The sequence below is a fragment of the Pararcticibacter amylolyticus genome (assembly GCF_003130405.1).
Taxonomy (GTDB): domain Bacteria; phylum Bacteroidota; class Bacteroidia; order Sphingobacteriales; family Sphingobacteriaceae; genus Arcticibacter; species Arcticibacter amylolyticus.
Map to the genome: position 1 here is coordinate 71716 of NZ_QEAS01000023.1, position 14483 is coordinate 86198.

The following is a 14483-nucleotide window of genomic DNA, read 5'->3' on the forward strand; positions in this document are numbered from 1 at the left end:
GTATGAACTTCCGGAATTTCCACCGAGCCAGGGGTTTCTTTTGCCGCTCAGATCTTTCCCGGAGGTAGTGGTACCTGCTGAGTACCATCCGGCTCCCGCACCTCCATATGCGCTCGATCCCCCATAGCCGCCCTGGCCTCTTCCCGACGTAGACGCACCCTCATAACCTATACCAGAGGTTCCATCGGAGCCTGCTTGTCCGTCTTGTCCGTTTGCCCGTTGGGAGGAGTTAAATACGATCCCTCCGCCGCCGCCTCCAGCTATGATGAGGGGTATTTTAGATGTCGTTCCGGAGTAGACAAAGGTTCCGCCTCCCCCTCCGCTGCCCACCACATAAAACGGATAGCCGTCGCCGCCTTTTTGTCCTATATCGAACGTAATCTGGCTGCCCGGGGTAAGGGAAAAAACACCTTCCATTAAAGCACCAAGGCCACCAGCAGCAAGCCCGGGAGAGCTACTATAGCTGCTCCCTCCCTGTGCTCCGAGTATTCGTATTTTAGCGGTACCGGCATCCTCAGGGACGGTAAAGTTCTGTGATCCGCCAGTGTAATAGAAGACTACCATTCGTTTTTCGGAGCCATAATATGTTACAGTGCCGATAGTGGCATAAGGCCTCACATAGTATATAGCACCCCCGGTTAAAGAAGAAATAACCGGATAATAGCGCTCATTACCACCACCATTGGTCGTTTTTGTGCCATCAATGGTGGGAGCAGGAGCGGTTGAATAACAGAGTCCTTTTTGGGTGACAACCACACCAGCCTGGGGAGTAACAAGAATAGTCGCGGTTACTACCGACCCTGGATTGATGGTGAGGTTTTCAAAATCAATCTTAGGTGCATTGCTTCTATGATGAACTCCGAACATACCAGGAGAAAATGCTATTTGTGCGCGCAGCGGCGAAAGAGAAACTAAAATAATGAATAAGGCGATCGTTTGTTTAATGCTCATCATAAGATATGTTTGTCGGCGTGTATACGCGTTGGCCCCGTTTGGGTTTCATTAAATACGAGCTATAAATAAACTCTTAAATGATCACAGGGAGACGTGATTTCTTGAGTTCAAGTGTTTACAGGCTTAGTACGGTGGTCCCCCCTTTGCAGGCGTATCCCCAAGTAACTCCTTAAGCTTAATCATCAGTGCCTCGCCCCTCAGGTTTTTCGCAATGATAACGCCGGAAGGATCTATCAGGAAGTTCTGAGGAATGCTCCTGACAGAGTAAAGCTTAGCCGCTTCATTATTCCAGAACTTCAGGTCGGAAACCTGGGTCCAGGTCAACCCATCCTTCTTAATAGCCTGCAGCCAGAGTTCTTCTTTTCCCGGCTGATCAAGGGAGACGCCCAGGATTGTAAAATTCCGGTCACGGTATAAAGAATAAGCATTAACGAGGTTGGGATTTTCCGCGCGGCAAGGCCCGCACCACGAGGCCCAGAAATCGAGAAGCACATATCTCCCCCTGAAATCCGACAATTTCACCGGACGTCCGTTTACGTCGTTTTGAACGAAGTCCGGAGCCACCGTCCCTATAGATCCCGGCCGCTTCTCACTTAATAAAGCAGCGAACCGCATACCCGCTCCGCTCTGCTGAATCCTCTCCGAAAGCGATGAAAAAAGGCGGCGAAACTTATCTGACCCGGGCTCAGGGCCGCCGAGTTCAGTGAGTGCTTCCAGGCTGAGATAAGAGCCGGGATGCTGCTGAATATATACATATTTCAATGAATCGCGCCTTTGGATAGCCTTATGAATCCGTTTCTCCAGCAATTTCTTGGATTCCGGATCACCGGCCGCCCCGCTGTTTGCCCTGATATACAAAGGTTTTAATGATTCAAACAGGCTGTCGCCCGGAGCTACAACCGTTCTGTAGTAGCTCCGATAATCAAGATTCGTCCTTGTCCCGCTAACGCGGGCGGTTTTAACCGAATCTTTGCCGGTGACAGAAATAGTACCATCTTCCAGGTAAATAACCCGGGCATCTGCCCGGGGGTGATAGCTATGGATATTCTCCTTGTCGCGCGTGACCACCAGATGAACTTTCTGAGGCCCGTTCACTTTCCCTGAAAGAACGCAGCGTCCGTTTTTCATCTCCGCAGAATCGATAATCTTTTGATTCGTCCAGCCATAAGAAAATACCAGATATGCTTTAGAGGGAGTTCTTAAATCAGGTAACCGTACCAGCACCCGGTAACTCTGCTCACGGGCAATGCTTGTTCCGGCCATAAATACTCCAAGTATTACGGCCGCCAGTGTTTTTAAATTCATTCTTAATTCTGCTGATCAGATTCTGAAAACAATAAGAAAACTAATAGCCCGGATTCTGAACCAGGTTAGGCCCATACGTCAGTTCATTTTGAGGTATAGGCCACACGTGCTTAAAACTACTCCAGACAGCGCCTTTTTGAGGAGCAAGCGCCGTCATCACCTCGTCGATTGTATTCGTTCTTTTCAAATCGAAGAAGCGGTTTCCAAGCTCTGTAAACAGCTCTACTCTCCGTTCACGCCAGATCGCTGCAAGAAGTTCGGTTTGATTTCCGGCGGTAGTACCCTGGAGCCCGGCTCTTGCCCTAACCCCATTCAGGTCCGACTTCGCTTCTTCCAGCTTGTTTTGCCGCGCCCGTGCCTCAGCTCTGACAAGATAAATATCAGCAAGCCGCAGCATCACAGAACGCTCTGCCCCGGCAGTGCCTGATTTATATTTATTGGGAAACGAATAATCGACTGATGGAGAAACCCCCGTATGAGTAGTGGTCCTTACCCATGCACTGTACCGGGCGTCGTTAGCCTCAAACAGGCTGAGCAGGCCGCCGCTCAGACAAACCTGTACCGAATAAGTTTTAGGCTCCAGCGTTACGATCGCAGGCATATTATTATTATATAAACTGTATTCATACGTTTTCTCATCGTTCTTTAGCGCAAGTGCCCATATAGTCTCCTTACTATTCGTCAGGAACACCTGGGAAGGTGTAACCAACTGGTAAGTAGCGTTGCTGAGAATGGAATCGGCCTCTGATTCAGCGTTTTTCCAGTCTTTTATTGTCAGATAGATCTTAGAAAGCAGCGCTCCCGCAGCCCACTTGTTAGGTCTTGCACGATCATTAGTCGTTGTACCATAACCATTTCTGTAATCATTACTCAAATAGCCCTTAGCCGTTTTCAGGTCTGCAATGATCTGTTGAAAAACTTCCGGCTGAGGCGCCCGGTGTAATCTGCTGTTTACCGTATAATCTGTTGTGAGAGTAAGTGCGGCGTCACCATAAAGATTGGTCAGGTAATAATAAATAAAGGCGCGTGAGAAATAACTTTCGCCGAGCCACTGACTCTTATTGTAAAGCATTGCAGGAGTCGTGTTAATTCCCTCGATAGCAGCATTGGCAGCATAAATCATGTTATAGGCAGATGTCCAGAAATTTATATTAGAGGCCTGCACAGCATTTTGGTAAGAAGACCAGTTAGGGGTATTGCTGGTGGTGGAAGGCAGCGGCACCAGTTCGTCTGTATACAACCCTGTTAACGACGGAAAATTTAAGGGGCCGGAAGACGCCATGTTCAGAAATGTGCCGGTTACAATAGCGGAAACAGAATTATCAGACACAAAAGCTTCAGTCCCGGCAATGGTACCCGAAGAAAGATCTGTACCGTCCAGGTATTTTTCACAACTATTGAGCAGAGGGCTGCATAATGCAGCTAAGATTAGAATTAAGCGATTTATATTAAAACGGAATTCCATGAGTTTGCCATTAAAGTCTTAACAATTTAGAAAGTAACATTCAGTCCGGCAGTAAATACCCGCATGGGCGGAATAACCCCCACCTTCAGATTTTCCGGATCCAGGCCTCCGAACTTTGAAAATGTCATCAGGTTCTGGCCCTGCAGATATACAGACAGGTCTTTTGCATGAAACCACGTAAGAGACTTTTCGCCGAACCTGTACCGCAGGCTGACATTCTGCAGCCTGGCATAAGAAGCATCGCTATAAGCGCCCGTGCTGTTAACAAAATAATTGGTGTACCTGCCCCAGTCTGAAATTTTCGCGCTCACCTTTGGTACATCTGTAACGTCGCCAGGTTGCTGCCAGCGATCAAGCCAGAACCGGCCGCCGCTCAGCCCCATATATCCAAAAGGAAACCCATTTTGCGACAATAGATTCCGGCCCATCCTGTTAGTATAGGAAATGAATATATCAACTGACAGCTTTTTATACCTGAAGGAGTTCTGGATACCACCGTAGTTACGCGGCGCCTGGTCCAGAAATTCCGTTTTGTCAGCATTGGTCAATCCGCTGTTGTAGTCAGCGGTTACACCGGCAGCATTTGTAAAACTGAAATAACCCGTTTCAGGATTAATACCAGCATATTTATAGAGCAAAATGCCCGTAACCGGCTTCCCAACAACATAATTTTCATTTAGAACACGATTTTCAGGAAGTTTGACCAGTTTACTTTTAGGAACCGATATATTAAAACTGGTGGACCAGGAAAAATTGCTAGTCTCAATATTTCTTGTATTCAGGCTCATCTCGAATCCACTTGTCCTGATCGTGGCATCCGAATTGACAGGCATTGAACCAAACCCGGTGATCCCGGGAAGAGGCAGGCCAATTAGCTGATTGGTGGCGATATTCCGGTAATAGTTTCCCTCCAGGTACACCCTGTTTTTGAAAAAGCCAAGTTCCAGGCCAAACTCCGAGTTCTTATTCTTCTCCCAACTAAGAAGAGGATTTGCCAAACGCCCCGGAAGCAGCCCGGTTTTTCCGGCGTAAGTACCCGAAGCAGAATTAAAGATAGAAAGGTAAGCGAAATCGCCCACAGCATCTCCGCCTACGGTCCCTGTGCTGCCCCTCAGCTTTCCATAGCTCAGGAAACTGAGATTGTTCTTTATAAAATCCTCTTCACTGAAGATCCAGGCGACCGCGGCAGAACCGAAATTGCCGAATTTCCTGCCGGGGCCAAATTTTGTAGAACCGTCTCTTCTGGCGTTCAGGTTCAGCAAGTATCTCTGATTCCAGATAAACTTCATAATAGCATAGGCCCCGAGTCCCCGGTAAGGCGTCTTAATATACGTTGTCGTCACAGTTGTACCCGCCGACGGATTGGAAAGAAGCGCATCAGAAGCAAAGCCCACTCCATGAATCTCACTGGATGAATTAAGCTGGTTATCAATCCGGCCTCCCGCCTTGAAATTAAAATCACCTTTGCCGCCAATAATTGTCGCGAACTCCGCGTATGGCTCTATGGTTACATTCCGCACGTCGTAATGATGAGCAAGACTATGAGTCTCGGCAGCAGCATTGCTATAAGTTGGCGCCATGGTAGTCGTTGGTGAGCCGATATACTCGTTACTGGAGAGGTTATTGTAACTGAAGCTTGTACGAAGAGTCAGTTTCTTTACCGGCCGGTAGGTCAACACGGCATTTGCAAGCAGATTATTAGTTGCATTGTTATACTGGCGGTTGAAATTACTGGCAATACTGCTGGTGCCTTCCGACCAGTTGATCGACCCGTCAGGCAGGAACAGCGACGGGCCGTTAGGCGCACTCAGAGCCACAGCCTGGGAGAAATCGGCGGGTACCATATCGTTGACAGACGAAAGATAAGTCCCGGTGAGGGCAAGGTTGAATCTCTCGTCACGGGTATTGCTATTTAAAGCAAACCGGAGAGAGCCGTCGCGCGAGGAGCCGTTGTGCCGCTGGATATTACCATGATTGCGCAGACTGCCACTGACAAGGTAACTCGAGTTTGTTCCCCCGCCGCTGTAGCTGACATTCATATTCGTATTCTGAGCGTAACTGCCCAGCATCTCCTTTCTATAATCGTTGTAACGATCTTCCGGCCAGGTTCCATTGATGTCCTTGTCAGACGATCCAGGTGTGGTGCCGTCGTTTTTCAGCGCTTCCCTGCGCAGCATCAAATATTCTTCCGTGTTTAGAAGCCCGGGCGTTTCACCGAGTACCGAAACCCCTGAATAAATATTGGCAGTGAGACTTGCAGGGCCGGCTTTTGCCTTTTTCGTTGTAATAAGCACCACCCCATAAGCGCCTGATGATCCGTAGAGAGAGGTGGCGTCAGCGTCTTTCAGCACGCTGACACTCTCAATATCATTCGGGTTCAGATAATTCAGGCCACTGCCCCCTCCCATGAAACCCGCCGGGCCGAAAAGTGTATTAGCCGACATTGGCAAGGTTCCGCCGGGATAACGGACCCCGTCGATAATGATAAGAGGCTGCGGCGCGCCCGAAGAAAAATTGGCTGCACCCCGGAGCCGTAAAGTGAATGCTCCTCCCGGCTGACCTGTCGCCTGCTGAACCTCCAGCCCGGGCACCCTTCCCTGTAATACTTCCAGAACATTGTTAACAGGATTCCGCGCGATTTCAGCCGCTGTGATGGTCGTCACGTCCCCTGTATTCAGCCGCTTGGTGGTGGTACCATAGGCGACCACCTGCACCTGGTCGAGCTTGCTGACATCTGTTCTGAGCATAATCACCAGTGTCCCTTTCACGCTCTCAACCGGAATTTCTCTCGGAACACAGCCGATAAAGGAAATCTGCAGAACCGCACGGCTGTCGACATTATTCAGGACGAAAATACCATCCTTATCAGTGGTCGTAGCCAGGCTTCCATCCTTGAGTTTCACCGTTGCACCCGGAACAGGCTGCCGGCTTTCATCCACCACTTTGCCCCTGACATTCACTTTCATAAAGATGCTGCTGATCTTTTCCGCCAGGCCCAGCTCTTTTCTGGAAACAAAGATCGTGTTCTCCCTGATATCGAATTGCAGTGGAAGACCCGAAAAGCAATTCCGGAGCGCTTCTTCGAGCGAGCCATTATTCATGTTTATATTGACGCTGAAGCCCTTAATATCCTGTCTGTCGTAAAAAACCGTATACCCGCTCTGCAGACTGATCGAATGAAGGACCTTTTCGAGGGCCGTATTTTTTTCGGATAACTTAATCTGGCTATATCCCGCAGCACTAGCCTGAAGCAGGGAAACAACCAGTAGAAATGTGGTGAACTTCATAACCAATAAAAGTTTTCGGAAGTTTAAATCGTCCGGAATGGACATACGCATGCTAAGAGCACGAAATTTCATAAATTTGTACCGTTTGGGGTTAATACTGATTTTCTTTCCTTAAGTGAATTTTCCGCTATGCGGAAGGGTTAACCCGAACAATTCCGGGAAGCGTCTGCAAACGCTTTCCGGTTATTCCAGGCTCCCCCGGGACGCTCAGCCCGTTTGCAGTCGTAGAAGTTTTACCATTTCGTATATTTAAATTGATACCTGCGCGGCCGGTCACTCTGCCCCGCTTACTATTACTTTCCTGTTTTCAACCTTCACTGTTATTCCATACCTCCGGAGCATGCCGAACACTTCAGATGCCGCAACACCTCTGGATATCCGGCCTGTAAACTGGTTTTTCTGAAAACGGCCCCTGAATTCAACATCCACGTCGTACCACCGGGCAAACTGCCGCATAACGGTATAGATATCTGCTCCGCTGAACTGAAAAAGATTATGTCTCCAGGCTACGGCATCTTCTGCTTTCACCGTCCTCGAATGAAATGTCTCCCCCGAGGATAAACACTGCTGATCCGGGTTAAGCACCAGGCTTCCGCGCCCGCCGCTAACCCTCACCTTTCCGCTCATCACGGTAGTTACAACAAAGGGCTCGTCAATATAAGAATTGATGTTGAAATGAGTCCCGAGCACTTCAGTCTCCTGCAGGCGGCTATGAACAATAAAGGGATGTTGTTTATCGGCGGCCACTTCAAAGCTGGCTTCGCCCGAAAGAAATACCTCCCGCCTGGCTCCATTGAACACGTCCGGAAAAGTAAGAGATGATGCTGAGTTCAGCCAGACATGCGTACCGTCGGCAAGAACAATATGCCATTGTCCGCCGCGGGGAATGGATAAAGTGTTAGAAGCAGCTTCCTGTCCCGGTGTGCCGGAACCTGTATTTTGAAAGGTGATATCCCCGCTCTTATTCTTTATTATCCTGACGTTCTTTTTTTCAGATAATGTTCCGTTGCCCGAATCGTTCAGAACGATTTTTTTCCCGTCGGACAGAGTGAGGATCGCTTTATCGCTTCCTGGCTTCAATTGTGCTATCGCCCTTTCCTGTTCCTGCCTTGTAGTATAGGTAGTAAAAAAATAGAAGCCTGCAGTCAGCAGAATAAGAACAGAAGCCGCAACGGCAGCTATAAGACGCGGCCGAAGATGCCGGTATTTCGCGGAATGCGGCAAATTCCTGTAAATCTCGGCTTCCTTACTTTCATAATCAATATCTGCAGATACCAGGTTGTGCTTCGCAAGTTCCTTTGTAAACCAGGTTTCTACGATAGCGCGTTCCTGCGGCGTGCAGAGGCCCTTCTCATATTTCTCAAGTAGTTCTGTTGCCTGTTGATTCTCCATCGGACAGCCGGATTACCGGAATTTTGAGAATAAGACAAAGAACCGGCACTGAAGTGGTAGACGGAAATAATTTTTTTTATAAAATTCTACCTGAAAGGATAAAAAACAAACATCAGGAAAAGAAAAAAATACGAACCAAGCTTAAAACGAAGAATCTTAAGAGCATTATACACCTGTTTCTTCACAGTACCTTCAGAAACATTCACTTCTTCAGCAATCTCTTTATAGGTAAGATGTTGTTTACGGCTAAGTTCGAAGATCCGCCGCATTTTATCAGGAAGATTAGCTATTTCCCTCTCTATCTCGATAGCAAACTCCCGTTCTCTGACTTCATTCTCAGTCACCCTGCTTCCTTCAGCCAGGAACTGCTGGAGCGAAGCAGCATAACCGTTCTTTAGTTTATTCCTGTTAATAATATTGATAATCTTATTCCTGACAGCCGAATACAAATAAGAAGACAGCGAGATTTCCACTTCTATGACCGGATACCTTTCCCAGAGCAATGTGAACACTTCCTGTACCACATCAGTGGCATCCTGATCATCCTGAAGCATTTTCCTGGCGTTTCTGTAAAGTAAGGCCCAGTAGCGTTTATAAATTTCGCCGAATGCTTCATGGCTGCCATTCTGTAAAAGATGTACCAGTTGCTGGTCCTGAAGCTTTCTGTAGTCCGCCATGTCCGTTTATAAACCGAATTTAATAAACTTAACATGAAATTTAAAATAATTAAACCAACATGGGCCGGCTGGAAACAAGCCCCATGGTTAAGCCTTCAGTCAGAGGCAGTAGTTTACTTCAGACAAAAAACAAATAAATGCCCCGGCATACACGGGCACAAAAAAAGCAAATTCTTTGATTCCCAATTATTTACTCATATTTACACCTTAATATTTTTGAAATGCAAAAAGGAACAGTAAAATTTTTCAATGAAACTAAAGGTTTCGGATTTATTACACCAGAGAACGGTGACAGCGAAATCTTTGTTCATTCTTCTGGCCTTACTGACAATATCCGTGAAAACGATACCGTACAGTATGAGGTAGAACAGGGTCGTAAAGGACCTAACGCGGTAAATGTGACAATCGCTTAAAATAATATATTTTAAGCGTGAAGCATTCTCCCTTACAGGGGGGATGCTTTTTTCGTTTAATAGACCCTCCGGTGCTTCAATTGAGTGTTTATAGTTCCTTATCATCGAGTTTCTTTATCAATAGACTCCTGCCAACCCGAGGTCAAACCGGACCTTCAGCTTCATCATTATTATTTTCTCCTGCAGCAGCCTCCTGATCAGGAAACTCCGAAGAATTATTTAGTATGAAGGAATGCTCCGCCTGATCCATATTCCCTGCATCAGACACAGTATCAGAAGTTCCCGGGTTTGTTTCTATTTCATCGGCCAGGATAGACAGTACATCCTGATGCTCATCCGCAGCGTCCGCATCGTCAACCTGCAGGGGAATAAAATTTTCTGTCAGTACTTTCTTCTGTTCTGCTGATAACTTGTCGGAATCCTCTACCCAATCGAGATATTTTGATTGCCATAAGTGATATTGAGGGCCCCATACCTCCTGAACACAATAGCAGCCCAGATAGTTAGAAGGAGCATCATCTATATCTGCATCCATCACTGTTTGAGCATCTTCAGCATTTCCTTCCAACTGAAACCAATATATAAATCCCTTTTCCGGAAAGGCCTTTTCCAGCATGTGATCCGGAAAAGCGGGGATATTGCTTGCCGTACCCAGATTTACTTTCACAGCCACAATAGGATAATCTTTAGCGACCGGGTCGCGTCCAAGAAAATCAATAACCTCCTTTTGCACATCCTCTACGTGCCCGGGTTGCGGAGCAACCGGCAGAAGCTTTCGTAGCACTTCCACGCTATTTCTTAAAAAACATTGAGGCCGCTTTAATGACCATTCTACATCTGGTCCGCTTGTACTACCGATAAATGCAATTTGTACCTTCATTTTGCTAGCCTAATTGATTGTCTTCCTAAATTATACAGCCGGAAAGAATTGAGTTACATACCAAACTCTTTCCGGCCCGGATCATTTGATTAACTATTACCTGGAGAAGATGAAGCTGATGGCAAATCGGCAATCCCGGGAACCTTACTGCTGTCCGGTAAGTTATGATTGTACGATTGCATCGTATTCATCCACAGATCAACATGATTTGTTTTAAATGATGTTGACATTGTAAAATGATACTTAACCTGCTGTTCCTGAATCGCTGCCTGAATGTATGACTCGTGATCAATCTTTATATGGGTAACCGCCTGGGGATAAGCAATGTCATCCATAATATCTTTTACCCATGTCGCGTAATCATTAGTAACGATATCTTCGGTCAAGTATCTTACCGTAACAAATATGTCATTAATCTTGTCATGACCTGTTACCGTCTCTCCTGCTACCTCCGGAACATAGGGATATGCACTTTCGCCTGTAGGCCATAAATACAGGTCGCGGTCTATGCCCAGAGTTTCAGACTGCTCATCCTGGTTAGGACCGACCGGGCTGACCCAATTGGGTACTTTCGTTTCATTTTTATCTGTGAACGTTACACCATATGCCAGTACCAAACTTAAAGGTCCAATATTTATGCAATAGCTCACAGGACTAATTAAGCTCAACCGACTGCTATTGATCCAGGCACAAATGTCATTCATGGTTGATATCGCCCAATAGGTGTATTGCTTTAGCTTAATGATATAAAGACGCATTTCAGCCAGGCGGTCTTCCTTTGAAGTATTTTGCGTGGCAAAAAAACCCATGTAAATTTGGTACAAAGTAATATGTACCTGGGCAGATCCGATGTAAGCGGGCAAAGCTTCAGCCCTGGATGCAATGTCGTTTGTGTTCGGATCAAGATACCCCTCAATATCCCCTATGGCATCCACGAGGTCTCCTTTGTAGCCCTTAACCTGACTTTTAAGGTTCTGGAACGCGTCGGCAAGGCTTTGATGATCATCCTGGGATCCATCACCTTTATATGTAGCAAGATCTTGAGGTATGGGCTTATCGTCGCCATACTGCCCGATGTTGCAAGCCTCTAAATTGCCTTTAATAGTACTATAAACAGTACTAACCTGGGAAGTATCATGATTAATCGACGACAGGCGATCCAGATCAGTGATCTGCGCCAACAAAGTATTCATCATGTCTGACATAGGAGCAGAACTCGAAGTCACATTATCAAAAATTTCCTTAATGCCTGATACTGCAGCAGATAGTGGGATTCCAATTTCGGGCACTGCGAACATCAGATTACTTACCACTGAAGAAATGGAGTTGAACCAGGTTATGAAACTAGCATCAGACAAGGTTGGAGTAGCACCTGCAGTTGCCTGGGGTGGAATATAATCCGGGGGAAGATCATTACAAATCGCGGGAAGCGGGGTGCTAAATGGATCGAATAGGGATGTTGTATCTGACATAACTTTAGATTTTGAATTTTACATAATTGAATTTACAGCGGATATTTCTGCAGCCTTCGTCATTAATCATGATCATCGGCATTATCATCTTCCGGATTCTTACTTTCTTCCGGACCTTTAAAATCCTGGTTGTTGGTTTTTGTAAACTGATTTACCGTCCCGGCAACAGTCGGCGCTGCTGCATTTACATCACTGTTATTCATACCTGGATTCCAAAAATCAGGAACAGGAGATATAGACTTTTGAAATTGTGCATCCGGCTTTTCCTCGACATCGCCTGTATAGTTTGTTTCCCCATCCGGAAGATTCTCCAGGTATGCCTTCTCTTTATAGTAGTCGCTTGATTTATCGATTTTTGGTTCACGAACGAAGGCCTTCGAAAGCTCTAACGCTGTTTCTGGCTTATCTCCGGGAAAACTGCCAAGATACTTCTCTATGGCGGCCTTGAACTCGGGATTTTCATTTGATAAACCGGCCCTAGAGTAAACGCCTAGAAAATTTGGAGGGATATCACCTTCAAAAGGCACTTTTGCGCCTGAATACCCCGTTTCATAAAAAAAAGCAACGGCCTTATCCGTATTCTGAGACAGAACTTTCAGATTAGAAAAAGAGCGCTCACCACCGGGGCTAGCCACATTTATTTCTATATAAGCAAGCGGGAAATCGCCGGTTTTGAGCCAGTTATCTGTGAAGATGCCCAGGTCGCCCTGCTCTTTAGTGTAACGGTGTATATCTGGCGTTGCGTCCGGAAAGTAGAGATTTTTAGACCATATAAATGCCCTGGTCATGTCTGCGGAAGTTAATACTCCTATTTTCATTTGAATGATTGCTATTATGCGTTCGTATTAAATGTCATTTTAAACTTTGTATTACCGGTCATGTAATGATTGAATCATCATCAGAGTATTTTTTATGGTGGTCTCGCCATTTTCATATTCAATAATTTAGCTGGGAGGCAAAGGCACTCCGACTACTTTATCGTCGTCGGGAAGTAGCTGTTGTATTCCTCCATCGACTGCCATTAGGCCACAGATCATTAACAATAAGAGAGCTACCATCAATGGTGTTCATCAGCCATATCATCTTCCGGGTCTTTGCTTTCTTCCGGATTATGAAAATTATTCTGGTTGTTGTTCTGATAGCTTTGTACAGCCTGGTCAGCATTTTGGGGCACTATGTCACTATTCATATTTTGATTCAAAAGCGAAGCGATAGAATTTCCTTCGGGGATCTGAACATTTTGCTGTTCGCCTGCTTCGGGTAGATCTCCTTCTGATTCAAGTTCCATTCCACCGTCCTGAACGCTCTCTGGCTTACCGGCGTTTAATGTTGTTACTTTGATCTTAAAAAGCTTCACCATTTTACTGGGCGATATGTAGCCATCCCTGATGTATTCCCGCATTCCACGTTCTACGTCATCCACATCTATTATTGCTCTATCAGGATACTTTAAATAATCCTGACGAAATCTTTCGTTCTGCTGATCATTATATGTATATAGTTCATCTTCAAGGTAGACCCCGATGAAGTTAACATGATGATCAAAAGTTATTCTTTGGCCGTCAGGGGGATATCCCCTATATGACTTTAGAAACTGCTCAGGATTCTGTATACGTTTGTCAAGCCAATATATAAAGCCATGAGAAGGGAAGTCATTTTGAAGTTCGTTATAAACGTCAGTTGCTTTAACGCTGGGATTATATATCTTTATCAGTACAACCGGGCAGTCGCCGGAACCCCGAATGTGCTCCCGTGCCTGTTTTAAAAATTCATATCCATTCTCTTTGTCAGACAAATCCCAAGCCGGAAGCGTCAATAGATTAGTCTCTTGTTGAATCTGCGTTTTTAATTTTTTGCCAGTCGCTCCGTTTTTCAGTGTAAAACAAAGTGGACGAAGGCTATATTGACCAGCTATAGTAGTCTTGGGGTCATATCCTTCTGAAATTACTGCGATTTTCATTATCTTAGAATTTAATGGTTTATATATTTTATTAATTCCCTGTAAGTAAAGTCTATTTGGCTAACTAGTCCAATCTTTTATCACGGCGGTATCTTTACTTTCATATGTTAACAGGTGAGTGTGCTATCGACTAGTTATTTTCTCCGGTCATTTTGATTTACTAACAAAAAACGGAGATAAGCCCAGGCGAAACAATACCCCAAAAGGGTAATTTAGGCATAGGTTAACTTTCTACCTGTTACGCCGAAACTTCCAGACGAGTATACCGCCCGCAAGCAATAACCACCAGTAATAACCCGTTCCCGGCCGTTTCACCTCTTTTGCTGCAGTACTTTCCAGAACCTGCACCTTTCGGTTACCGCTACTATCAGTCCTTAACAACGTACTTAGCACCTGTAACACATTCGCAGAATCACGTTTGACAGAAGTGCTCTTCACCCGGCCGCTCAAGGTAACGTGCGATGCCGTGCCCCTGAAACCATCAGCCGGAGAATAATGAAATTCTCCTATGGGAATAATTTCCGTGACATACCTATGATCGGATGAATCCTCTACGAACAGCAGTCGTCCCTCCTTAAGGACGCTGCTGTTAAGTAAGCTTTTCGAAACTCTGCCGGTGCTTGCAACTATACTATCTGATCTTTCCCGCTGTACTTTCTTCATCACAGCACACGACCC

The 14483-nt window shown here is 45.9% G+C and carries 11 protein-coding genes and 1 pseudogene; 1 reads left to right on the forward strand and 11 read right to left on the reverse strand.

The annotated features are described in order from the left end of the window. From DDR33_RS21685 to DDR33_RS21710, 6 genes and pseudogenes are all read right to left on the reverse strand, one after another. Nucleotides 1-954 (reverse strand): annotated as a pseudogene (locus DDR33_RS21685) (glycine-rich protein); the annotation flags it as partial. A gap of 123 nt (nt 955-1077) precedes the next feature. Next, nucleotides 1078-2259, reverse strand: a complete 1182-nt coding sequence (locus DDR33_RS21690; protein WP_109417906.1) for a TlpA disulfide reductase family protein — start codon at nt 2257-2259, stop codon at nt 1078-1080. A gap of 40 nt (nt 2260-2299) precedes the next feature. After that, a complete protein-coding gene (locus DDR33_RS21695) occupies nt 2300-3724 on the reverse strand; it encodes a RagB/SusD family nutrient uptake outer membrane protein (RefSeq protein WP_109417907.1) in 1425 nt (474 codons plus the stop codon). Nucleotides 3725-3750: 26 nt separating this feature from the next. Next, nucleotides 3751-7011, reverse strand: coding sequence for a SusC/RagA family TonB-linked outer membrane protein (locus tag DDR33_RS21700; protein ID WP_158280829.1), 3261 nt, complete (start codon nt 7009-7011; stop codon nt 3751-3753). Between the two features lie 273 nt (nt 7012-7284). Then, on the reverse strand, nt 7285-8403 hold the full coding sequence (locus DDR33_RS21705; protein ID WP_109417909.1) for a FecR family protein: 1119 nt from the start codon (nt 8401-8403) through the stop codon (nt 7285-7287). An 86-nt stretch (nt 8404-8489) separates the two neighbouring features. Continuing rightward, entirely contained in the window at nt 8490-9080 is a 591-nt protein-coding gene (locus tag DDR33_RS21710; protein ID WP_109417910.1) for an RNA polymerase sigma factor, read from the reverse strand. A 221-nt stretch (nt 9081-9301) separates the two neighbouring features. On the opposite strand from DDR33_RS21710, the gene DDR33_RS21720 reads away from it, so the two are divergent. Continuing rightward, nucleotides 9302-9493 carry a cold-shock protein gene (locus DDR33_RS21720; RefSeq protein WP_109417912.1) on the forward strand — a complete coding sequence of 64 codons (192 nt, stop codon included), beginning with the start codon at nt 9302-9304 and terminating at the stop codon, nt 9491-9493. A gap of 142 nt (nt 9494-9635) precedes the next feature. On the opposite strand, the gene DDR33_RS21725 is transcribed toward DDR33_RS21720, so the two are convergent. From DDR33_RS21725 to DDR33_RS21750, 5 genes are all read right to left on the reverse strand, one after another. Beyond that, nucleotides 9636-10373, reverse strand: coding sequence for a hypothetical protein (locus tag DDR33_RS21725; protein WP_109417913.1), 738 nt, complete (start codon nt 10371-10373; stop codon nt 9636-9638). An 89-nt stretch (nt 10374-10462) separates the two neighbouring features. Further along, nucleotides 10463-11845, reverse strand: a complete 1383-nt coding sequence (locus DDR33_RS21730; RefSeq protein WP_146198825.1) for a hypothetical protein — start codon at nt 11843-11845, stop codon at nt 10463-10465. A gap of 62 nt (nt 11846-11907) precedes the next feature. Next, nucleotides 11908-12663 carry a hypothetical protein gene (locus DDR33_RS21740; RefSeq protein WP_109417916.1) on the reverse strand — a complete coding sequence of 252 codons (756 nt, stop codon included), beginning with the start codon at nt 12661-12663 and terminating at the stop codon, nt 11908-11910. 239 nt (nt 12664-12902) lie between these two features. Further along, on the reverse strand, nt 12903-13805 hold the full coding sequence (locus tag DDR33_RS21745) for a hypothetical protein (protein ID WP_109417917.1): 903 nt from the start codon (nt 13803-13805) through the stop codon (nt 12903-12905). Nucleotides 13806-14036: 231 nt separating this feature from the next. Next, nucleotides 14037-14483: hypothetical protein (locus DDR33_RS21750; protein ID WP_238387893.1), on the reverse strand; the 447-nt coding region annotated here is incomplete at its 5' end.